The 20,647-nt window shown below is 42.8% G+C and carries 21 protein-coding genes and 1 pseudogene; 12 read left to right on the forward strand and 10 right to left on the reverse strand.

Features of this window, described 5'->3' with window-relative positions; all coding sequences use genetic code 11:
- Positions 1-7: 7 nt before the first annotated feature.
- Positions 8-895 (reverse strand): hypothetical protein, encoded by an 888-nt coding sequence (locus tag DXB43_RS10340; protein ID WP_117947506.1) that lies wholly within the window; start codon positions 893-895, stop codon positions 8-10.
- Between the two features lie 686 nt (positions 896-1,581).
- Here DXB43_RS10340 and DXB43_RS10345 point away from each other — a divergent pair.
- From DXB43_RS10345 to DXB43_RS10360, 4 genes are all read left to right on the forward strand, one after another.
- Complete coding sequence (locus tag DXB43_RS10345) at positions 1,582-2,415, forward strand: HAD family hydrolase (protein WP_117697887.1); 834 nt, start codon at positions 1,582-1,584, stop codon at positions 2,413-2,415.
- Positions 2,412-3,293, forward strand: a complete 882-nt coding sequence (locus DXB43_RS10350; protein WP_117947507.1) for a hypothetical protein — start codon at positions 2,412-2,414, stop codon at positions 3,291-3,293. The genes DXB43_RS10345 and DXB43_RS10350 overlap by 4 nt, the downstream gene beginning before the upstream one ends.
- A 120-nt stretch (positions 3,294-3,413) precedes the next feature.
- Positions 3,414-5,045: a glycoside hydrolase family 13 protein gene (locus DXB43_RS10355; protein ID WP_117947508.1), complete on the forward strand. Its 1,632-nt coding sequence runs from the start codon at positions 3,414-3,416 to the stop codon at positions 5,043-5,045.
- A 139-nt stretch (positions 5,046-5,184) separates the two neighbouring features.
- A complete protein-coding gene (locus tag DXB43_RS10360) occupies positions 5,185-5,517 on the forward strand; it encodes a cupin domain-containing protein (protein ID WP_117947509.1) in 333 nt (110 codons plus the stop codon).
- Positions 5,518-5,651: 134 nt separating this feature from the next.
- Here DXB43_RS10360 and DXB43_RS10365 read toward each other — a convergent pair whose 3' ends face one another.
- From DXB43_RS10365 to DXB43_RS10375, 3 genes are all read right to left on the reverse strand, one after another.
- Positions 5,652-5,903 (reverse strand): zinc-ribbon domain-containing protein, encoded by a 252-nt coding sequence (locus DXB43_RS10365; protein ID WP_117947510.1) that lies wholly within the window; start codon positions 5,901-5,903, stop codon positions 5,652-5,654.
- Positions 5,897-6,838, reverse strand: coding sequence for a DUF6709 family protein (locus DXB43_RS10370; protein WP_022242723.1), 942 nt, complete (start codon positions 6,836-6,838; stop codon positions 5,897-5,899). The genes DXB43_RS10365 and DXB43_RS10370 overlap by 7 nt, the downstream gene beginning before the upstream one ends.
- An 82-nt stretch (positions 6,839-6,920) precedes the next feature.
- Positions 6,921-8,045, reverse strand: coding sequence for an acyltransferase family protein (locus tag DXB43_RS10375; protein ID WP_158561577.1), 1,125 nt, complete (start codon positions 8,043-8,045; stop codon positions 6,921-6,923).
- Positions 8,046-8,238: 193 nt separating this feature from the next.
- Between DXB43_RS10375 and DXB43_RS10380 the strand changes: the two genes are divergently transcribed.
- From DXB43_RS10380 to DXB43_RS10390, 3 genes are read left to right on the forward strand one after another with little or no spacing between them, the layout of a single operon-like run.
- Entirely contained in the window at positions 8,239-8,655 is a 417-nt protein-coding gene (locus tag DXB43_RS10380; RefSeq protein ID WP_022242721.1) for an SseB family protein, read from the forward strand.
- Between the two features lie 55 nt (positions 8,656-8,710).
- A complete protein-coding gene (locus DXB43_RS10385; RefSeq protein WP_117947535.1) occupies positions 8,711-9,733 on the forward strand; it encodes an alpha-hydroxy-acid oxidizing protein in 1,023 nt (340 codons plus the stop codon).
- Positions 9,734-9,741: 8 nt separating this feature from the next.
- Positions 9,742-10,380 (forward strand): methylated-DNA--[protein]-cysteine S-methyltransferase, encoded by a 639-nt coding sequence (locus DXB43_RS10390; RefSeq protein ID WP_117947536.1) that lies wholly within the window; start codon positions 9,742-9,744, stop codon positions 10,378-10,380.
- 12 nt (positions 10,381-10,392) lie between these two features.
- Here the strand turns inward: DXB43_RS10390 and pyrB are convergent, their stop codons facing one another.
- From pyrB to DXB43_RS10410, 4 genes are read right to left on the reverse strand one after another with little or no spacing between them, the layout of a single operon-like run.
- On the reverse strand, positions 10,393-11,334 hold the full coding sequence (gene pyrB, locus DXB43_RS10395; RefSeq protein ID WP_330416187.1) for an aspartate carbamoyltransferase: 942 nt from the start codon (positions 11,332-11,334) through the stop codon (positions 10,393-10,395).
- On the reverse strand, positions 11,331-12,632 hold the full coding sequence (locus DXB43_RS10400) for an adenylosuccinate synthase (protein ID WP_117947512.1): 1,302 nt from the start codon (positions 12,630-12,632) through the stop codon (positions 11,331-11,333). Before DXB43_RS10400 ends, pyrB begins: the two co-directional genes overlap by 4 nt.
- A 60-nt stretch (positions 12,633-12,692) precedes the next feature.
- The gene (locus DXB43_RS10405; protein ID WP_117947513.1) at positions 12,693-14,048 is read right to left on the reverse strand and encodes a threonine/serine ThrE exporter family protein; all 1,356 of its coding nucleotides are present in this window, start codon (positions 14,046-14,048) and stop codon (positions 12,693-12,695) included.
- Complete coding sequence (locus DXB43_RS10410) at positions 14,041-14,793, reverse strand: DUF4866 domain-containing protein (protein ID WP_117947514.1); 753 nt, start codon at positions 14,791-14,793, stop codon at positions 14,041-14,043. The genes DXB43_RS10405 and DXB43_RS10410 overlap by 8 nt, the downstream gene beginning before the upstream one ends.
- A 193-nt stretch (positions 14,794-14,986) precedes the next feature.
- On the opposite strand from DXB43_RS10410, the gene DXB43_RS10415 reads away from it, so the two are divergent.
- From DXB43_RS10415 to DXB43_RS10430, 4 genes and pseudogenes are all read left to right on the forward strand, one after another.
- Positions 14,987-15,877 carry a LysR family transcriptional regulator gene (locus DXB43_RS10415; RefSeq protein WP_117697877.1) on the forward strand — a complete coding sequence of 297 codons (891 nt, stop codon included), beginning with the start codon at positions 14,987-14,989 and terminating at the stop codon, positions 15,875-15,877.
- A gap of 4 nt (positions 15,878-15,881) precedes the next feature.
- A complete protein-coding gene (locus tag DXB43_RS10420) occupies positions 15,882-16,796 on the forward strand; it encodes a LysR family transcriptional regulator (protein ID WP_117947515.1) in 915 nt (304 codons plus the stop codon).
- A pseudogene (gene yfcE / locus DXB43_RS10425) lies at positions 16,793-17,311 on the forward strand (phosphodiesterase); the annotation flags it as partial. The gene DXB43_RS10420 and the pseudogene yfcE, both read left to right, overlap by 4 nt.
- Before the next feature lie 259 nt (positions 17,312-17,570).
- Positions 17,571-18,695 carry a 5-methyltetrahydropteroyltriglutamate--homocysteine S-methyltransferase gene (locus DXB43_RS10430; protein WP_117947537.1) on the forward strand — a complete coding sequence of 375 codons (1,125 nt, stop codon included), beginning with the start codon at positions 17,571-17,573 and terminating at the stop codon, positions 18,693-18,695.
- Here the strand turns inward: DXB43_RS10430 and DXB43_RS10435 are convergent.
- On the reverse strand, positions 18,692-19,456 hold the full coding sequence (locus tag DXB43_RS10435) for a sulfite exporter TauE/SafE family protein (protein WP_117947517.1): 765 nt from the start codon (positions 19,454-19,456) through the stop codon (positions 18,692-18,694). The two genes, DXB43_RS10430 and DXB43_RS10435, sit on opposite strands and share 4 nt — an antisense overlap.
- Position 19,457: 1 nt before the next feature.
- Entirely contained in the window at positions 19,458-19,892 is a 435-nt protein-coding gene (locus DXB43_RS10440; protein WP_117947518.1) for a MarR family winged helix-turn-helix transcriptional regulator, read from the reverse strand.
- A gap of 254 nt (positions 19,893-20,146) precedes the next feature.
- On the opposite strand from DXB43_RS10440, the gene DXB43_RS10445 reads away from it, so the two are divergent.
- Positions 20,147-20,635, forward strand: coding sequence for a prolyl-tRNA synthetase associated domain-containing protein (locus DXB43_RS10445; protein ID WP_117947519.1), 489 nt, complete (start codon positions 20,147-20,149; stop codon positions 20,633-20,635).
- Positions 20,636-20,647: the final 12 nt, after the last annotated feature.

Here is a 20,647-nt window from a genome sequence, read left to right on the forward strand (position 1 = left end):
ATTTAATCTATAATTCCGGGATTGGAAATAATTCTTCCGGGGTACCAAAGTGGGCACCCAGAGGATTCATATATTTTGTCCACTGAATCTTCGCCTCGTCAATGTACATATTTTCCTCATCACCAATGCCATAGTTTGGAATGCCGTTATTGGTGCCCACTAAGAAGTCTTTAAAAGCATCTACATCAAGGTCACCGTTCAGATAATCCATCCAGAAATTGTCATGGGCTGCAAATAAAAGATTGTCCATTCGTGGAGAAGCCCAGCCTAAGAAATCACGGGCAGCCTCATACTGGGAATCGTCTTCAAATTCAATTTCCCATTCGTAAGTATCAGACCCATTTTTGATGCAGCGGATACCTTTTTCATCCATGGCAACCATATAAAATACATCTTCTGCATCTTCATCAGATTCATTTGTGGCATCTGTCGGAAACGTAACCTTAAGGGTATCGGATAAAAGCATATCGATAAGAGGCTGGGCTGGTGTATCATTTACAATGCTTTTCTTTGCTGTCTCTGCCATTTCCTTATCCTTAACTTCTTCTTCCTCTTCAATAGCTTCCTGTAAAGCTTCTTCCGCTTTATCAAAGGAGTCTAACAGCTTGTCCCATTCCTTCATGCTGAAAGACTGACCACCGATTTGAAAGCTCTCTTCGGTTTCACCATTTTTCATTTTGTTATAAATATTTTCTTTCCATTTTGCAATTTCTTCAGCCGGATTTACCGTAGCTGCAGAATCCTTATCCTCATTCATTTCAGAAAGCTTTTCCTGCACAAGCTGTTGAAAATGAGTCAGCCATTCGTTATCCTCAGTATTGTTATCCGGGTCAGTGGACAGAAAACCGAGGTAGTCCATTGGGGAGTTGTTGTTCCATATTGAGTTAATTGCCATAAGAGCTCCTTTCAGAAGTTGTTGTCTGGTGATTGCAAAAGCATATTTGTAAAAATAATCAGGATATTCGAAGTGCATATTGCTTTCGCTATAAAATACCGTAGTTCTAAGATGCATGTTTTTCTTTTGTTTATTAAGCCGGTCTTTCCAATGTTTGACAAATCACAGGACTGTTCGTCGAAGTGCGGATGCATCTTAAGGACTGTTAGGGGCACTTGGAATTTCGTCTGACAACAGGCAACGCCGGCACAGGGACGTGCCGGCGAGGCGCATATGAACACGGATGTGAATTTGCGCCGGTTGCCAGATGAAAGATTATCCTGCCGAAATTCTTAGTGCCCCTTGCAGGCTTTATCCGCATCCGTACCCGACGAACAGTCCTGCGATTGTGTCAAAGCAACGGAAAGACAGTCTGACAGCAAGAAAAACATGCATCTAAGAACTGCTGGCATTTTACATCAGATAAAGTAATATGCACTTCGAAATCCTGATAAATTTACAATCCATACATTTTTGCAATCATCAGAAAAAAATAAAGACACTTTATCTCAATCAATCCCTTGAAATAAAATGCCATCCATGTAATAACTTTATCGACCAATTGATTTAAATACATTAGAAGAAAATGTTGATTTCTTCAAAAAATACAGGTAGGATAGAAGAAAAGGAGTAGGAGGACGGGCAGTATGGGAAAAATCATTTTTCTGGATGTTGACGGAACCTTGGTGGATTATGAAAATCATTTGCCGGAATCAGCAGTTCTTGCGGTGCGGAAGGCAAGAGAAAACGGACACAGAGTGTATATCTGCACAGGAAGAAGTAAAGCAGAAGTCTATGAGAATATCTGGAAAATCGGACTGGATGGAATGATAGGCGGAAACGGAAGTTATGTGGAAGATCATGGACATGTGGTTATGCACCAGATGATTACGCCGGAGCAGTGCCGCCATATTGTGGACTGGTTAAAGGAGCGCGGACTGGAATTTTATCTGGAAAGTAATGCAGGACTGTTTGCAAGTGCCGGATTTGAAGAGGCTGGAGAACCTGTGATTCAGGAATATTCCAGGCGGAAAGGCAAAGAGGGCGCAGATAAAATAAAGGTACGGGATGCATTTCCGGAAATGATTTTTGATGGAGAGCTGTACCGGGATGATGTAAATAAAGTAAGCTTTATCTTAAATCAGTATCAGGATTATAAAGATGCCGTGACCGAATTTTCGGATTTGCAGGCTGGAACCTGGGGCGGAGCCGGCGAAATTGCATTATTTGGAGATTTGGGTGTAAAAAATATCACCAAGGGCAATGCCATTGCGCATCTGTTAGAATATCTTCATGCAGATGTGGCAGATACCATAGCTTTTGGGGATGCCAAAGTGGATATTCCTATGTTAGAATACTGTGGCTATGGTGTTGCCATGGGAAGCGGTGGAGACGAGATAAAGGCTATGGCAGATTATGTCACCGGGGATGTGGATCAGAATGGATTGTATGATGCATTTGAAAAATTGGGGCTGCTATGAAGAAAAATATTGGTATATTTTTAGTGATGTGTATCATGTTGACTGCATGTAAAAATGATAAGTTTCCTTATGATGATGAACTGGATGATTCGGAAAAGAATGAAATAAGTACGGAGTATGACTCGTTAATTGACAGAAAAATTGCCAATACAAAAGATGAAAAAATAAATATCGGCTATGATGAAGCACTTTCTGAGTATGAAGGGTATCTTGATAATGTAAAATTATTTGAGGAAGGCTATAAAAATCAGGATTACGATGGAGATGGAAAAACAGATCGTATTTTCCAGTATTTCAGAAATGATAATAAGAAAGTATATACGATTTGCTTTGGAAATGGTGACCACCTTGAATTGGGAGCATTTGATGATACATTTCTCGGTCTTGAAGTATGGGGAGCGGATATTACCGGAGACGGGAAAAATGAGATCGTCTTTTGTGGAGAGCATACAGGAAATACATGGATACAGAGTGGAAGTGAAATTGCAATCTGGAGAAAAGATGGCAGTGAGTACACAAGAATGAATCTGCCGGGAAAGCAAACCAGAATGCGATATTCTGCAGGATATGATATTTATATTGAAAAGGCGGAGCAGGAAAATACAATTCTTGTTACCTGTCCTGAATTGGGATTGGAAGAGGAATATGTTCTACCTGAAAATCAAAGAGAAGAATTTGATAGTTGTTATAAAGACTTAAAAGTTGGAGAAAGGATATTGAGTTCTTCAAAAGCATGGAAAATAGCAGTGGATGGAGATGATATATTTTTATATGAAGCGTTTTTAGACAGACAGACTGCAGCAGTTAAGATAAAAATGCAATGGAAAGAAAATAAATTTGAAGTAATGAATACGGAAATTTTAGAAGAGTATTTATAATGCATAAACAATGGCTGAAATGCAATCGCACAGGGTTGTTTTCTCCTTGGTGTTTTTAGTTGCCCGCATTAGGGAAGCAGCAAGCAGATAAAATAAGTAAAGAAAGTTTAGGAGGACAAAATGAGTAATAACGTAACAGAAAAGAAATGGTGGCAAAGTGCAGTAGTATATCAGATTTACCCAAAAAGTTTTCAGGATAGTAATGGAGACGGAGTCGGTGATTTAAGAGGAATTATGGAGCGGCTGGAGTACCTTGGAAAGCTTGGAATTGACGCAATCTGGTTATCACCGGTCTGCAAATCCCCGCAGGCGGACAATGGCTATGACATTTCTGATTATCAGGATATTGACCCGATGTTCGGCAGTGTGGAAGATATGGAAGCTTTAATTAAAGAAGCAAAGAAATACAACATCCGCATCATTATGGATCTGGTTTTAAATCATACCTCCAATAAACACAGATGGTTTGAGGAAGCAAAGAAGAGTAAGGACAACCCATATCATGATTACTATGTGTGGAGAGATGGGGAAGAAGGCGTAGAGCCAAACGATATGAAAGCCGTTTTCGGTGGAAGTGCATGGGAATGGGTACCGGAAATAAAGCAGTATTATTTCCATCAGTTTTTGCCGGAACAGCCGGATTTGAACTGGGAAAATCCGCAGGTGCGAAAAGAAATATATGACATGATTTTATGGTGGATGGAAAAAGGTGTTGGCGGCTTCCGACTGGACGTAATCGACCAGATTGCAAAAGAGCCGGATAAGAAAATTACCATCAACGGCCCAAGACTTCATGAATATTTCCGTGAAATGAGCAAAGAAACTTTCCAGAAGGGAGATTTGATTACTGTAGGAGAAGCCTGGGGCGCAGACCCGGAGCGGGCAAAGCTTTACAGCAATCCGGATGGAAGTGAATTTTCCATGGTATTCCAGTTTGAACATATCGGGCTGGATCAGCAGGAAGGCAAGGATAAATGGGATCTGGCACCGCTGCCATTCTTGAAATTAAAACAGATTATGAACCTCTGGCAGACAGAGCTTTATAACTGTGGCTGGAACAGCCTTTTCTGGGATAATCACGATTTGCCGCGTATCGTTTCCCGCTGGGGGAATGATAAGGAGTACCGGGTAGAGTCTGCAAAAATGCTGGCAATTTTATTACATGGAATGCAGGGAACTCCATACATTTTTGAGGGCGAAGAGCTTGGTATGACAAATGTCCGCTACAATATTGAAGATTACCGGGATGTTGAAATCCAGAATGTATACAAGGAGCGTATCGCAGCAGGCTATGATAAGGAAGATGTTATGAATTCCATTTATGCCAAGGGACGTGATAATGCCAGAACACCAATGCAGTGGGATGATACGGAAAATGCCGGATTTACAACAGGCACACCTTGGATAAAAGTAAATGACAACTATAAAACCATCAATGCCAAGAGCCAGGTAGATGACCCGGATTCCATTTTCAACTGCTACCGGAAGCTGGTAAGCTTTAGAAAAGAGTATCCTGTTTTGGTGGACGGCAGCTTCAAATTACTGTTAGCAGAGGATGAAAATATCTTTGCATATGAGCGTAAAAATGCGGATGAGACACTGCTTGTTGTCTGCAATTTCTACGGCAATACCGTGAAAATGCCTTTGACGGAAGAGACAGAGGATATGGAGCTTCTTATTTCCAACTATAAAGAGACAGAGGATTCTTCCGTGCTTCGTCCGTATGAAGCAAGAATGTACTATAAAAAATAAGAGATTTCCTATTGAAATAAATTCTTTGCATAAATGTTGGAAATCCAACAGTCAGTCACTCCGTTATCTGCTACAATATGGATAAACCCACCGAAAAGGTTTATACAAATCAGATAAAGAAAAGATAAGGAGCACAAAAATGGCAGATTTATTAAAAAATATTTCCAAGAAAGAAGTTTTAAATTTAAAAGAAGAAGTAGCATATCAGGATGGACAGATTGTAAGTAAGACACTGGCACAGAATGATGCAGTAAGCATAACCTTATTTTCCTTTGCAAAGGGCGAGGAAATCAGCACACACGCTTCCGGCGGAGATGCCTTTGTAACCTGTCTGGATGGAGTTGGAGAAGTAACCATTGATGGTGAAAAATTCCAATTGACGGAAGGACAGTCCATCGTAATGCCGGCAGGACATTCACATGCCGTATATGGAAAAGAGCAGTTTAAAATGCTTTTAGTCGTAGTATTCTAAGAAGAAGTAAGTATTAAAATACCGCCACATACATAAGACAAAGCCATCATCAGATGTGCGTATTGCCTGTGTATGTGGCGGTTTTGTGTTGCCAGATGTCCGCAAGAGCTGACGTTATATCAATAAGACATTGTTTAATAATACATCTTTGCAACCTGTTTCCGTTCCCGGTATTCCTGTGCACTGACCGGTGTAATCATACCGCAGCTTTCGCACATAATGCCACGCTGTTTCTGGTGGCCGAAAATCGGAATATAGAAAAGGGTTGCCTGATTTAACTGTCTGCAAAGGGTATGCATGACATTATGCCGGCAGTTTGGGCAGACAGAAGTGCCAACCGGGCCTTCCCGTTTAAAAACTGTTCTTGTACCGTAGATAATTACCATGTCATAACACCTCCCTGATGAATATTTGCTTTTAACTGATTAAGAACCTGATCAAAATCTTTGCTTTTTCCACTGTGAGCGGCAACCAGAGTACGTTTACCATCTGCAGTTTCCAGTGCAATATAGCTGGTTGTTGTCGGGTCACCATTTAACATGTTACATTTGAAAACGTTCGTAATATCGTCTAAAGGAGTGACATAGAAGCCTTCCTTTGTATTGTTGTAATCCAATATGAAATGATTGGAAACAGCAACGCCAAGCTTTGGTGAAAAAATGCGTGGGCTGTTGGCAAAATCAGAGTAAATCCGCTGCAGACCGCCATTCTGTTCTAAGAGAGCAATCTTTTTCTTAACGGCCTTTTTCTTGTTGCCGCCTGCTGAAAAAATAATAATACCAAGAACTGTAAATACGGCAGCAATCACATAGAGTACAATGCTGTTTTCAACGGCTGTGTGTGTGGTATCCAGATAATGGTCACCAAAGTACTCGTCATAGTTGTAAGTAGTAATGTCCAGTCCGGTATCAGAAAGATAATCCACCAGATAATGAGCTGCCTGAGGAGGCATGCTGGTGCTTTTTCCCCGGATCGTGTGAGCAGGTAAGCTGTCGAGAACAGTGTCATCTACGTCTACACCATAGACCGGAAGGGAAGTTTCTCCCTTGGTAGCAATGATACTCCAGTAACCTTCAGAATCCTCTGCAATATAGAATTCTGTGTGATCTTTTCCATCAGAAGTAAGCTCCGCAAATGGCCCCATTACATAAGTAACTTCCATTGTTGCGTAACCATCGGTCTGTGCGTCAAACGGATCATAAGCAGTAATCCACATCAGAAGACCGAAGGCAAGGAAAACGCCACCTAATACAAAGAAAATAATCAGTGCAGCGGTGTTTTTCCCACAGACTTTCAATAAATCCTTTTTAAATTCTTCCATTTTCTTTTTTCTCCCGTGTATTTTTTTAAACCAATTCTATCATGGCATAAGAGGAAGAATTATGCAACAGATATAAGGAAGATTATTCTTTCATCACCAGCCATCTGCATTTACTGAGGGCTTTTCCGAGACACAGGTAAATAATATAGAAAAGGATGCCGATGAGGAAAGTGGCAGCTGCCCAGCGCAGATGCTTAAACAGGTAAATATATGGATGCTCATAGAGCAGGGTAATCCAGTCCTGTGTATTCCAGAGACTGTAAGCGAAGGCATTATCATGTAAAAGATAAACCATAAAAGTGGAAGCTCCCACAAAATTAATCATGCGGCTGCATGGAATATGGATGCGCCGGAAGATTTCAAACAGAGAAAGTCCCACAAGAATCGGAATAATGCTATAGTCTGAAAAGGAAGGAATCTTCTGGATAAAAATGTCTTTGCTTTCATTTAAAAAGTAAGTCTGAATATTGGTCTGTGTTACATTATAAGCAGAAATGTAAATAAACAGGAAGGAAACTGCAATAATCAGATAGAGGCAATAAGTTCTGATTTTTCCAAATGGATTGTAAAGGTGGATAAAACCGCCCAAGGCATATAAGAAAATACCGGTCAGCAGTGTCCGGAGTCCGTTAGCCAGGGAATTTGCCATACTTCCGGTCCAGCGGAACTGGATAAATGCAAATAAGACAATCAGAAAGGTAAAATATTTCTGCTTGTCCAGTTTTGCCAGAAACTTGTTTAAAAAGAGGTAAGCGATTACCATAATGAAGAAATAGTAGCCCACAAACCAGGACATACTGTTAAATTTATTGATGTTGACCAGTTTTAAAAAGACACCGTCAGTCATACGGTACCAGAAGGAAGATACCAGTGTCAGGGAAACTGCGGCAAAACCAAGCTGTAACAGCAATTTCTTGGAAATTTTGGCAAGATTAATTCCATTTCCCTTTGAAACCATAAAGTATCCGGAAATCGTAATGAAAATAACATTTCCGATTTTTCCCATTGGAGCAAAGGTGGAAAGAAGCAGGAGCTTCTTATAAAAAACAGGTTCACAGAACAGTCCGTTATTCATACGCAGCATGGAAGCAGTGTCTGTTAACTGTACCTTCACGCAGTGGTCAGAAATATGAAAAATAATAATCATAAACATAGCCAGAATACGCAATAATTCAATGTTGGAACTTCTGGTTTTAGCTGGTGTCATGTTGTCTAATCTCCTAATCCTAAAATGAAATACCATGCTATTATAATACAGATAGCTTTAAGATGCCACTATTTCCAGCAAAAGTGTGTTATAATGAGCAGTGCCAGTCAGGGAAAATCTTTGATTTTCGAGAGGGCACTGCTGGAAATGTGCTAAGCAGTAAAAAATAGCCCCGGCAGAAAGGAATACACATATGGCAAAGGAAAAGATAGATGAGGGACTGATAGGAAATGAAAAAATCGAACAGGCGATTGCCGGCTTGCAGCAGGAGGCAACACCGGAGCAGTTAGCCCATACACTGACGGTAATCCGCCGGCGGATGCAGGAAGGCGGTCAGGTGATTGTGGCAGTGGAACCACCGAAGGGTGGAAGCCAGATGCTGCTACAGGCGATTGAGACAGATGGTAAGACCTGGTGGGCAGCCTTCAGCAGCTTTGAAGAAGAATTAAAAGGCGGCGGAAGTGTGAAATCCACATTCTTAGCTGATATAGAAAAGCTTTTTCAAGGAGCATTGCAGGCAGAGGGAATCGAAGGAGTCATTTTAAATCCGTGGAACCGTACCATAATGCTGGATAAGAATCTGATACAGATTGTGCTTGGCAGCAGATAGATATGTGGATAAGGAAACGTCAGAGAAGAAAAAGAGTGGAAAGAAGGAAAGAAGATTGAATTATGCAGAATGTATCGAACAGGCAAGAGGAAGAATTGGAAATTATTGCAAGGCGTGTGTAGAATGCAATGGACGCGCCTGCCGGAATCAGATGCCGGGACCCGGTGCAAAGGGAATCGGCGATACTGCCATGCGTAATTATGATAAATGGAAAGAGATTCGTGTGCAGATGGACACTATTGCAGAAAATGCTCCGGTGGATACTTCGCTGAAATTATTTGGAAAAGAGTTTAAATATCCGTTCTTTGCAGGCCCGGTAGGAGCGGTGAATCTGCATTACGGAGACTGTCTCAATGACATTTCCTATAATGATATTCTGGTATCGTCCTGTGCGGAATGCGGAATTGCAGCCTTTACCGGGGATGGTACAGACAGTAATGTCATGGTGGCAGCTACAAAGGCAATTGCCAAAGAACAGGGACTTGGAATTCCGACGGTAAAGCCATGGAATCTTGAAATCATCAAAGAAAAAATGGCACTGGTGCACGAAGCGAAAGCCTTTGCGGTAGCCATGGATGTAGATGCAGCAGGCTTGCCATTTCTTAAGAATTTGGAGCCGCCGGCAGGCAGCAAGACCGTGGAAGAACTGCGGGAAGTGGCAGAGTTTGTCGGAGTTCCGTTTATTGTAAAAGGAATTATGACTGTAAAAGGAGCTTTAAAGGCAAAAGAAGCCGGGGCTGCCGGAATTGTGGTATCGAACCACGGTGGCAGGGTATTAGACCAGTGCCCGGCAACAGCAGAAGTCTTAGGCGGGATTGCGGATGCAGTGAAAGGCTCCATGAAAATTCTCGTAGACGGCGGAATCCGCTGTGGAACGGATGTATTTAAGGCAATTGCCTTAGGTGCAGATGCGGTAATTATCGCAAGACCGTTTGTGACAGCGGTTTACGGTGGCGGCAGGGAAGGCGTAGCGTCTTATGTTGCCAGGATAGGAACCGAATTAGAAGATACCATGAAAATGTGTGGCGTACACAGCCTGGCAGAGATTACAAGGGATTGTATATGGACAAAAGCATAGAGTGGAGCATGAAAACAAGAGAAGAAATATTAGCATACGGACTGTCTTTCCCGGACACCTATCAGGAGGCACCGTTCCATGACCGGAACTGGCAGCTGGTGCGCATAGGGGCAAGCAAAAAGGCATTTCTCTGGACTTATATGCGGGATGGATTTCTCAATCTGAACGTAAAAGCAGACCCTCAGTGGAGAGATTTCTGGCGGAGTGCCTATCCTGCGGTCATTCCGGGGTATCATCAGAATAAGGAACACTGGAATACCATAATCGTGGATGGCACAATCCCGGATAAAGATATCTGCCGCATGATAGCAGAAAGCTATGATTTAGTAACGGACAGCCCTACCAGACGGATTTATGAAGCAGTAAAGAAAATTCCGAGAGGACAGGTGGCAACCTATGGACAGGTGGCGGAGCTTGCCGGAAACAAGCGGATGTCAAGAGCTGTGGGAAATGCCCTGCATAAGAATAAAGACCCGGAAAACATACCATGTTACCGGGTGGTAAATGCAAAAGGAGAGCTTTCCGGATCCTTTGCCTTTGGCGGCGAGAATGAACAGGCACGCCGCCTGATGGCAGACGGTATAGAAGTAGTGGACGGAAAAGTAGATTTAAAACGTTTCGGAATGAAAATAGAGAAAACGGATTAAATTACTGGAACATTAGAGAACCTTTTCTCCGGTTAGCGGGTCCGTGATTTCTAACAGGGCTAAAATCAGTGCCATACGGACATATTTTCCGTTCTGTACCTGTTGGAAATAAGCGGCGCGCGGGTCGGAATCCACATCAACAGAGATTTCATCGACTCGTGGAAGCGGATGTAAAACCGGCATATCGGAAGGAGCCAGTTCTAATTTTTCTTTATTTAAAATGTAGGTATCTTTTAACCGGATATAGTCTTCCTCGTTGAAGAAACGCTCTTTTTGGACACGGGTCATATAGAGAACATCCAGCTTTGGAAGTGTTTCCTCTAAGTTAGAGACTTCCCGATAGGTGCTGTGGGAAGTCTTTAAGGTTCTTTCAATCATATAGTCCGGAATGCGGAGTTCTTCCGGAGAAATGAAATAGAATTCGTTACCCGGATAGCGTACCAGACTGTTTACCAGGGAATGAACGGTTCTTCCGAATTTTAAATCACCACAGAAGCCTACTGTCAGGTGGTCAAGCCGTCCCTTGCGCTGGCGTATGGTTAATAAGTCAATCAGGGTCTGGGTTGGGTGATAGTGTCCGCCGTCACCGGCATTAATGACCGGAATGGTTGCATACATAGAGGCGCAGAGCGGTGCACCTTCTTTTGGATGACGCATGGCAATAATATCTGCGTAGCAGCTTACTACCCGGACGGTATCGGCAACGGTTTCTCCTTTGGTAGCACTGGACTGTTCCGCACCGGCAAATCCCAGTGTCTGACCACCAAGACTTAACATGGCGGATTCAAAGGACAGTCGGGTTCTGGTGCTTGGCTCATAAAAGAGTGTAGCAAGCTGTTTCCCTTCTGCAAGGTGGGCATAAGCCTCTTTGTGGGTACCAATCCGGTCTGCAAGATCCAGAATACGGGTTGTTTCTTCTTCCGTAAGGTCCAGTGGACTGATTAGGTGTCTCAAAGCCATTCCCCCTTTATCATGTATTCATTTCGTTCTGCACCAGTGGAAATAAACTGGATATCGCAGTCTAAAAGGCGTTCTAATGTTTCAATGTATAATCTGGCATTTTCCGGTAAATCTTCATATTTGCGGCAGGCAGAAATATCCTGTTTCCAGCCCGGAAGCATTGTTACAACCGGAGAGAAGCTATCGATATTTTCGGTAGGGTCGAAGGCGGTTGTGGTCTTATGATTTCTTTCATAAGCAGTAATGACAGGGATTTCTGTCAGGGAGCTTAAAACATCAAGCTTCGTTAAGGCAATTTTATCTGCATGCTGGCATTTCAATCCATAACGGCTGGCAACGGCATCAAAAGGTCCGACTCTACGTGGACGGCCGGTGGCAGCACCGTATTCATTTCCAAATTTACGAAGGATGTTGCACCAGTCTTCGGACATGGCTCTTTCTGCTACGAAAGGTCCGGCTCCCACACAGGTGGAATATGCTTTTAGGACACCCACAACATGGTCTAGGGATTCACCCGGGATACCGGCTCCAATCGGACCATAGGCGGAAATGGTGGAGGAACTTGAAGTGTAAGGGAAAATACCATAATCGATATCACGCATGGCTCCAAGCTGGGCTTCCAAAACCACCTTTTTATGGCTGGCAAGAGCATTTTCCAAGAAGCTTCCGGTATCGCAGATATAAGGTGCAAAAAGGGAAGCCTGTTTTTCACACCAGGACAGCAATGCCGGATAAGACATCGGCTCCTGATGATAACTGCCTGCCAGTTCCAGATTTTTGGATTCCAACATGGTTTTTATCCGAACCTGGACATTTTCTTCTTTTAAATGAAGCAAATCACCAAGACGCAGTGTTTTCTTCCGGTATTTATCGCTGTATGCGTAAGCAATGCCGCGGCGGGTGGAGCCGAAGGCAGCACCGGATTTCTCAAGACGTGTTTCTTCCAGTTCATCCTGAATCCTGTGCCATGGCATGGAGATGGTGGCGCGTTTGGAAAGTTTTAAATGTTCCGGGGTAATAGAAATACCGCGGCTTTCGATATCTTCAATTTCATGGGTGAGGTGCTCTAAATCAATGACCATTCCATCCCCCAGTACGCATACCACATTGGGATGCAGAATGCCGGACGGCAGAAGATTTAAGACAAATTTTTCCTGTTTGGTTACAACGGTATGACCGGCATTGTTGCCACCCTGATAACGGACAACGACATCTGCATGTTCTGCAAGCAGATCAATGACACGTCCTTTTCCTTCGTCTCCCCAGTTAATTCCTGTTACGGCTGTAAGCATATCGATTCTTCCTTTCTGTAATCATGTATAAAATAAAAAATTTTAAGCGTATAAAATTTATCAGGTGCAGTACCGGAAAGTCCGGTCGGTAAGTATTCTTGCAAAAATAAGTCCCAGCGGCAGGGCGATAATAATCATTATGGCAATGGAGAACCAGGAAACCGCTTCCGTTAAGGACATAATGCCAAAGTTATAGAAGGCGCGGTAAAGATATAGTCCCGGAACCATAATTACAATGGAAGGTACGGTTAAAGAGATTCGCGGATATCCATTGTTTTTCTTAATAAAGGATGCCAGCAGACCGGCGGTCAGTGAACCGATAAAGGCAGCAGCAACGGCTGGAATTCCGGTAAAGTCAACCAGTTCCAGACGTAAGGTATTGGCAACGGAGCCAATCAGTGCAGCAGTAGCTGCCATGGGAATGGAACTGTTAAACATAATAGAGAATCCAAATACGCCGCAGAAGCTTGCAATTAACCGCAGAACCAGCCGTGAAACATCACTGAGATTTACAGAGGTAAAGTCCTGAGGCTGAAGTCTAAGCAGCATTGCCATAATCCAGGCAAACATGGTAGCCACAAGAACAATGATGATGGAATAGGTCAGCCGCTCCAGTCCGGAACGAAGATCCAGTTTCGCAAGGTCAATGCCGCTTGTGATAAATGGAAAGCCCGGGATAATAAACAACATGGAGCAGATGTATCCGGCTTCATGGACTGCCGGAACATGGAAAAAAATTTCGGCAGCCTTTAAGCAGATGGCATACATAAGGCAGGCGGCGGAAATAGAGACCGCAATATTTAAAAACAGCGTAAAATGATGTTTGATTAATTTGGTTCGGATGACATTTCCGATACCGGCTGCAATAAATGCCAGAATCATTTCCACAGGGCCTCCACCCAGAAGAAAAGTAAATGCGCAGCAGGCTAAGGCTGCCGCAAGTCCCAGTTTGGCGGGAGAATAAAGGGCGTGGATTTTTTCGATTTCATCCAGCCGCTTATGGATTTCCTCGCCGGTTAAATGGGCTTCTTCCTTTGGAAAGCTTTCTACGAATTGTTCCATGCGGTAAAGTTTGGAGGTGTTGACGCCGGTATTGGCGATGCTTAAGGACTGGGAGACACAGTCCTTTCCATCAAAGCAGTTAAATTCGATGGACATAAGACCTACATCTACCGTACAGGTAACTCCCAGTTCCTTTGACAGCTTATTCATGGAAGTACGGACACGCCAGGCTCCGGTTCCACAGGATAACATGATTAATCCCACACGTCCGATGACCGAGGCTTTTTCAATCAGTCCCGCCTGGGCAATTAGTACGTTGCTGTCATCACTGGCATAATCATGCCAGGGTATTTCCATATGATTTTTTTCCATAATATCAATATATGAAGTAGTGGAAGATGCACTCTTATTCATAAATAATCGCCTCAGCTTTGGCAATATGCCGTTCCAGATTCTTTAAAAAAATGGAATTTGGAAGGAAAATGCCGATTTCATCATATTTTTCATCATGTTCCATAAGAGAATCCTGTCCGTAGAAGACAAATGCCATTGGAAGCTCTTTCTCTAATTTCAGTACAAGGTCGAAGATTGCAGAGTAGGCTTCCGCTTCAGTCTCCTTCTGCTTTATGGTATCCGGAAGCTCCCGGATGAGAAGCACCCCATGGCTGCGTTCTAAGACAAGCTGTCCAATGGTATCTTCACCGGTATAAGCGTGGCTGTACCGGTATGCCTGGGCAAAATACATATTCTTTGGTTCCCCTAAATCGCGGTAGCTCTCAAGAAAATGCTGATAATCCTTATTGTGAATATCGCCACAATACTTTGGCAGAAGTCTGCCGGTATCATCGGTCATAATTATCGGATTTTCTTTTCCATCTGCGTTGAAACGGTAGGGAATCAAATAGGAATTCCTCAGTAAATCGAATAGGGTATTCTGGCAGATAGCCATAAGAAATGCCGATAAATCTTTATTTTGATAAGCATCAAAAAGAGCTTCTGAAAAATCCTGTGAAGAAAGAGAAGAATCAAATTCATCATTACAGAATAAATAATTGCAAAAAGTTTCCTGAAGCTTTTCGCAGGCCCATGGGTCATGCAAAATCTTTTCAAATAAAACGTCTGCTCTTTCTTCACGAGGGAAAAATGTTGAATTTTTCATAGAAAATATGCGCTTCCTTTCTGCTTTATAGCATTCGTAAAGAGCTGCCGGTGGCAGCTCTTTGTAGGGTTTGGGTGGAGAAATGTAAAGGGGTTGTTTCCCTTAATTTCGGCTTGATTATACTATTGCATTGGGAATAAGTAAAAGCTATAATTGATATAGCAGAAATAATAAATTGATATGGTGAAAATGTATGGATATAAATTTTGAATATTATAAGATTTTTTATTATGTGGCAAAATACAGTAATTTTACCAGGGCTGCCAATGCCCTTGGCAACAGTCAGCCTAATATCACAAGGGCAATGAACGGACTGGAGCAGCAGCTTCACTGTACGCTTTTTGTCAGGACGAACCGTGGGGTACAGCTGACACCGGAAGGGGAGAAGCTGTATACCCATGTGTCGGCAGCCATGTCGCATCTTTGGGCGGCAGAAGAGGAACTGGCAGACAGCAGCGGTCTTGCCCATGGAAGCATTTCCATTGGAGCCAGCGAGACTGCCCTTAACATATTTCTTTTGGATAAGCTGAAAGATTTCCATATGAAATATCCGGGAATCCGGTTGAAAATTTATAATCATTCAACACCTCAGGCAATTGAGGCAGTAAAGAGCGGACAGATAGATTTTGCAGTAGTGTCTGCACCGGCAGAAGTAGAGCAGCCACTAAAAAAAGTTAATCTGCGGACATTCCGGGAGGTACTGGTGGGTGGAACAACATTTACCGCACTGGGCAGTCAGGAGCTTTCCCTAAAGGATTTAAAAGATTATCCGTTAATCTGTCTGGGAAAAGAAACCATGACATTTCAGTTTTATAATAAGCTGTTTTTGTCTTATGGGCTGGCACTGGAGCCGGATACAGAGACAGCAACCACAGATCAGATACTGCCACTGGTAAAGAGTGAGCTTGGTCTGGCTTTCATCCCGGAACCGATGGCAAGAGAGGCCATCGAAAAACATGAAATCGTACAGATTTCTCTTTCGGAGACGATTCCAAAAAGAAATATCTGTATGGTATACGACAGTCAGCATCCTTTAAATGAGGCGGCGCGTCAGTTAAGAAAAGTCATTTTAGAAAGCAGGTGAGCATATGACACTTCAGCAGTTACGCTATATTACAACCGTGGCAGATACCGGAACCATCACGGAGGCGGCGAAGAAATTATACATTTCCCAGCCCAGCCTTACCAACGCCATCCATGAGCTGGAAAAGGAGATGGACATTACCATTTTTAATCGGACGAATAAGGGAATCTTTATTTCCAGGGAAGGGGAAGAATTCTTAGGATATGCAAGGCAGGTATTGGAGCAGACCATCATCTTAGAGGATAAATATAAGAAAAACGGTGGCGGAAAAAAGCAGTTTTGCGTATCAACCCAGCATTACTCTTTTGCGGTAAATGCCTTTGTAGATCTGGTAAAAAAATACGGGCAGGAGGAATATGATTTCAGCCTGCGGGAGACCCAGACCTATAAGTTAATCGAAGATGTAGCGCAAATGAGAAGTGAAATCGGAATCCTTTTCTTAAATGATTTCAATGAAAAAGTGATTATGAAAATATTGAAATCCTCCGATTTGGAATTTCGTCTGTTATTTGTGGCAGAACCCCATGTTTTCATCAGCAGGCATCATCCGCTGGCAAAGAAGAAAATCATAACCAATGAAGAACTGGCAGATTATCCGTATCTTTCCTATGAGCAGGGGGAACACAATTCCTTTTATTTCTCGGAAGAAATTTTCTCCTCTTTTGAGCGGAAGAAAAATATCCGCGTCAGTGACCGGGCAACCTTATTTAATCTTCTGATTGGTTTAAATGGTTATACGGTGTGCAGCGGAATCATTGACCAGAAATTAAATGGCGAAGATATTATCGCAGTGCCGCTGGCAGATGAAGGTGATATGAGAATCGGATATGTGACCCACCGGAAGGGAATGATAAGCCGGTTAGGGGAAACCTACCTTGAGGCATTAAAGAAATATATTACAGGAGAACAAAGCGTATGAAATGGATGATAGCATCGGATATTCACGGCTCGGCATATTATTGTAACGAGTTACTTATGGCATATAAGAGGGAAAAGGCAGACCGGCTGCTGTTGCTGGGAGATATTTTATATCATGGACCAAGAAATGACCTGCCAAAAGAATATGCGCCGAAGAAAGTAATTGCATTATTAAATGAGCATAAGCAGGATATTCTCTGTGTGCGTGGAAACTGCGATACGGAGGTAGACCAGATGGTATTGGAATTTCCGATACTTTCTGATTATTGCGTGGTGGCGGATGAGGAAAGGCTGATTTATGCAACCCACGGCCACCATTATAATGAAGAGAATCTGCCGCCGCTTCATAAGGGAGATATCCTGTTATGCGGACATACCCATGTCCCAAAATGCACGGAACATGAAGATTTTATCTATATGAATCCCGGTTCTGTTTCCATTCCCAAAGAAGAAAGCTGGCATAGCTATATGATTTATGACCGGGGCAGATTTGTCTGGAAAAACCTGCAGGGAGAAGAGAAAATGCAGTATCCGAAGAGAATTCTGGAATCAAGAGGACGCTATAATGAATGCGGCAGTGACGGACAGGATATTTATGGGATAAAAGAGAAAGTAAGAAAGCATGTACGGGGAATAGAAAAGTAATTTTCCAATCAAAAAATGGACTGGTCATAGGTTAAAACTATGGACAACATTTATTTTTATGTATTTTTCAGAATGAGGAACTCCAATTATAATGAGGGAAATCAATTCACAGGAAATGGAGAAAATCAGAATGAAGAATTTAACAACACCGTTCCGATACGATTATGTAGGAAGTTTTTTACGTCCGGAAAAATTAAAGAAAGCCCGTGCTGACTTTGAAGCAGGGAAAATTACCAGAGAGCAGTTAAAAGAGGTAGAGGATGTCTGTATTTTAGAACTGGTCGCAAAGATAAAGGAGCTTGGATACCATGTGATTACCGATGGGGAGTTTCGCAGAGCCACCTGGCATCTGGACTTTATGTGGGGATTCGATGGAATCGAGCATAAGAAGACTGTAGATGGAAATACAACCTTTGACGGCGAAGCAGCAATGATAGATGACACTTTCATGGTGGGAAAGATTTCCATAAAGAATCATCCATTCGTTGAGCATTTCAAATTTGTAAAAGCACTGGAAGATGAGAATACCATAGCAAAGCAGACCGTTCCATCTCCAGCCCAGTTCTATGCTTATTTCACCGGCGCAGAGCTTTTGGATACAACCCTTGAAATTTATGGAACAGAAGAAGCTTTTGCAGAGGATGTCATCAGGGCATATGGAGAATTTATTGAGGAAATCTATGCAGCAGGCTGCAGAAATCTTCAGTTCGATGACTGTGTATGGGGTGGACTGGTAAATCCGAAGCTTGCCGTTGCACTGACCGGAAGAAGAGGCGAAGCATTGGAAGAATATAAGAAGGTTATTCTTGCATTAAATAATAAGGTAGTAGAAGAGGCACCGGCTGACCTGACCATCAACACCCATGTATGCCGTGGAAATTATCATTCTACTTTCTTCAGCTCCGGCGCATATGACGGAGTAGCAGATTTGTTATTCGGAGAGGAGAATGTCAATGCTTATTATCTGGAATATGATGATGAGCGTTCCGGTGGTTTCGCACCGCTGGCAAAAATAACCGGCAATAAGAAGGTGGTATTAGGACTTGTTACCACCAAGACACCGAAGCTTGAAGACAAGCAGTCAGTCATTGCAAGAATAAAAGAAGCGTCCAAATATGTTCCGTTGGAAAATCTCTATTTAAGTCCACAGTGTGGATTTGCCTCCTGCGAAATCGGTAACAAGCTTACGGAAGAAGAACAGTGGGCGAAACTGAAGCTTGTTAAGGAAATCGCAGAAGAGGTCTGGGGAGCTTAAAAAATCATTACCACAATTCCAAGAATTACCAGGATGACACCGGTAACCCGGTTCAGTGTCTTTGGGGTAGCCTTATTGGCAAAGACAGCGGCAATTCTTGCCCAGATTAAGGTAAATACAATGCACAGAACCCAGACGGTGACATCCGGCAGTCCGCCGATGGCAAAATGGGAAAAGGCACCGGTAAGTGCGGTAAAGGTCATAATAAATACACTGGTTCCAACAGCAGTTTTCAGTTCATATCCAAGTACAGAGGTCAGGATTAAAAGCATCATCATGCCGCCTCCGGCACCAACAAAGCCACAGATAAAACCAATCAGCACACCGCAGATTACGGACTGGACGGCACGTTTCTTTGCAGAAACGGCGGACATGGATTCTTTCGTGGTCATAACCGGTTTTACGATAAATTTGATTCCTAACAGGAAGGTCATGAAAACGGAAAAGTTACCCATTGTGGCAGAAGGAACAAGGCTTGAAACATAGCTTCCTACTACGGTGAAAAGCAATACGCTGACCATCATAATCAGACCGTTTTTAATATCGAGGTTCTTATGCTTTCCATATGTATAGGCAGAAATGGCACTTGCCAAAACATCGGAAGAAAGCGCAATGCCGACTGCCATATATGGGTCAATGCCTAGAAAATGAATAAGCAGCGGACTGATGACAGCAGCGGCACTCATGCCGGCAAAACCGGTTCCAAGTCCGGCACCCATGCCCGCAAAAAATGTAACAAAAATCGTAGTTAATAAATCCATTTTAGGATACCTCCTTTAAAATCATATCCAGCGTTGTCTCCATCTGTGCAATTCCTTTAAAAAAGGCATCTTTCGTGGCATCATCCAGATCGGCAATCAGCCGGTCGGCAAAATCCTGCTGCAGAGTCTGTCCCTTTTTTATAACAGGGGCAGCTTTTTTCGTACATAGAAGCTGTGTCTTCCGGCGGTCGCCGGCAACCTCTTTGCGGCTGAGATAACCGTCTTTCACCAGCCGGTCTACATTGACGGAGACCAGATTTGCCTTAATCTGGCGCACTTCAACAATATCTCTGGCAGTTGAATATTCCGGATTATTTCCTAAAAACATCAAAATATCAAAAGCAGTCTGCGGCAGATGCAGTGACTGGCACAAAGGCTTACATACGGCAGTGTAGGCAGCAGACATTTTTCTTGCAAATGCAATACCTGTATTCATGTAAGAGTCCTCCTGATGAAAATACTTCAAAATGAAATAGTTCAAAAATGAAATAATTATTTTGATGGTATACTAGCACCGGAAGGAAAAAATGTAAAGTGAACTGGAAAAAATTTTATAAAAAGTTTATGATATAGTGAGCGCAAGCGAGCCATAGGGAGCCTGCTCACTTTTGGCGAACGGCGAATATTGATCATGGGCTGGTTTTGCACATGATATAATGAACGCAAGCGGGAAGAATGCGAGGAAATACAATGAATAAGCAGGAAATTTATGAATACCTGAGTCAACAGCATATCTGGTACGAAGTGACAGAGCATAAAGCTGTTTATAATATGGAAGATTTATCAGATGTGGAAATTCCTTATCCACAGGCAGATGCCAAGAATCTTTTTGTACGTGATAATAAGAAGCAGAATTATTATCTGATTACAGTGCGAGGGAACCAGAGGGTAGATTTAAAGGCATTTCGAAAGGCAAATGGAACGCGTCCGTTAAGTTTTGCCTCGGAAGAAGATTTAACTGAGAAAATGGGACTGCAGGCGGGTTCGGTAACGCCGCTTGGAGTACTCAACGATGAAACCTGCAGCGTGAAGGTATTTGTGGATGCTTATTTTCTGGAAAATGATGCATTGATTGGAGTACATCCCAACGAGAATACTGCTACTATATGGATGAAGACAGAGGATTTACTCCGTATCATCCGGGCGCATGGAAATGAAGTCCATTGTGTGTCGATGTAGAAAAAAATATCC

The organism is Roseburia sp. OM04-10BH, assembly GCF_003462605.1.
In the GTDB taxonomy this organism is placed as follows: Bacteria; Bacillota; Clostridia; order Lachnospirales; family Lachnospiraceae; genus Roseburia_C; species Roseburia_C amylophila.

What these genes read in the sequence shown, in the direction of transcription:
- DXB43_RS10340 (WP_117947506.1), bottom strand. Translation starts at nt 895, where the DNA reads ATGGCAATTAACTCAATATGGAACAACAACTCCCCAATGGACTACCTC.
- DXB43_RS10345 (WP_117697887.1), top strand. Translation starts at nt 1,582, where the DNA reads ATGGGAAAAATCATTTTTCTGGATGTTGACGGAACCTTGGTGGATTAT.
- DXB43_RS10350 (WP_117947507.1), top strand. Translation starts at nt 2,412, where the DNA reads ATGAAGAAAAATATTGGTATATTTTTAGTGATGTGTATCATGTTGACT.
- DXB43_RS10355 (WP_117947508.1), top strand. Translation starts at nt 3,414, where the DNA reads ATGAGTAATAACGTAACAGAAAAGAAATGGTGGCAAAGTGCAGTAGTA.
- DXB43_RS10360 (WP_117947509.1), top strand. Translation starts at nt 5,185, where the DNA reads ATGGCAGATTTATTAAAAAATATTTCCAAGAAAGAAGTTTTAAATTTA.
- DXB43_RS10365 (WP_117947510.1), bottom strand. Translation starts at nt 5,903, where the DNA reads ATGGTAATTATCTACGGTACAAGAACAGTTTTTAAACGGGAAGGCCCG.
- DXB43_RS10370 (WP_022242723.1), bottom strand. Translation starts at nt 6,838, where the DNA reads ATGGAAGAATTTAAAAAGGATTTATTGAAAGTCTGTGGGAAAAACACC.
- DXB43_RS10375 (WP_158561577.1), bottom strand. Translation starts at nt 8,045, where the DNA reads ATGACACCAGCTAAAACCAGAAGTTCCAACATTGAATTATTGCGTATT.
- DXB43_RS10380 (WP_022242721.1), top strand. Translation starts at nt 8,239, where the DNA reads ATGGCAAAGGAAAAGATAGATGAGGGACTGATAGGAAATGAAAAAATC.
- DXB43_RS10390 (WP_117947536.1), top strand. Translation starts at nt 9,742, where the DNA reads ATGAAAACAAGAGAAGAAATATTAGCATACGGACTGTCTTTCCCGGAC.
- DXB43_RS10400 (WP_117947512.1), bottom strand. Translation starts at nt 12,632, where the DNA reads ATGCTTACAGCCGTAACAGGAATTAACTGGGGAGACGAAGGAAAAGGA.
- DXB43_RS10405 (WP_117947513.1), bottom strand. Translation starts at nt 14,048, where the DNA reads ATGAATAAGAGTGCATCTTCCACTACTTCATATATTGATATTATGGAA.
- DXB43_RS10410 (WP_117947514.1), bottom strand. Translation starts at nt 14,793, where the DNA reads ATGAAAAATTCAACATTTTTCCCTCGTGAAGAAAGAGCAGACGTTTTA.
- DXB43_RS10415 (WP_117697877.1), top strand. Translation starts at nt 14,987, where the DNA reads ATGGATATAAATTTTGAATATTATAAGATTTTTTATTATGTGGCAAAA.
- DXB43_RS10420 (WP_117947515.1), top strand. Translation starts at nt 15,882, where the DNA reads ATGACACTTCAGCAGTTACGCTATATTACAACCGTGGCAGATACCGGA.
- DXB43_RS10430 (WP_117947537.1), top strand. Translation starts at nt 17,571, where the DNA reads ATGAAGAATTTAACAACACCGTTCCGATACGATTATGTAGGAAGTTTT.
- DXB43_RS10435 (WP_117947517.1), bottom strand. Translation starts at nt 19,456, where the DNA reads ATGGATTTATTAACTACGATTTTTGTTACATTTTTTGCGGGCATGGGT.
- DXB43_RS10440 (WP_117947518.1), bottom strand. Translation starts at nt 19,892, where the DNA reads ATGAATACAGGTATTGCATTTGCAAGAAAAATGTCTGCTGCCTACACT.
- DXB43_RS10445 (WP_117947519.1), top strand. Translation starts at nt 20,147, where the DNA reads ATGAATAAGCAGGAAATTTATGAATACCTGAGTCAACAGCATATCTGG.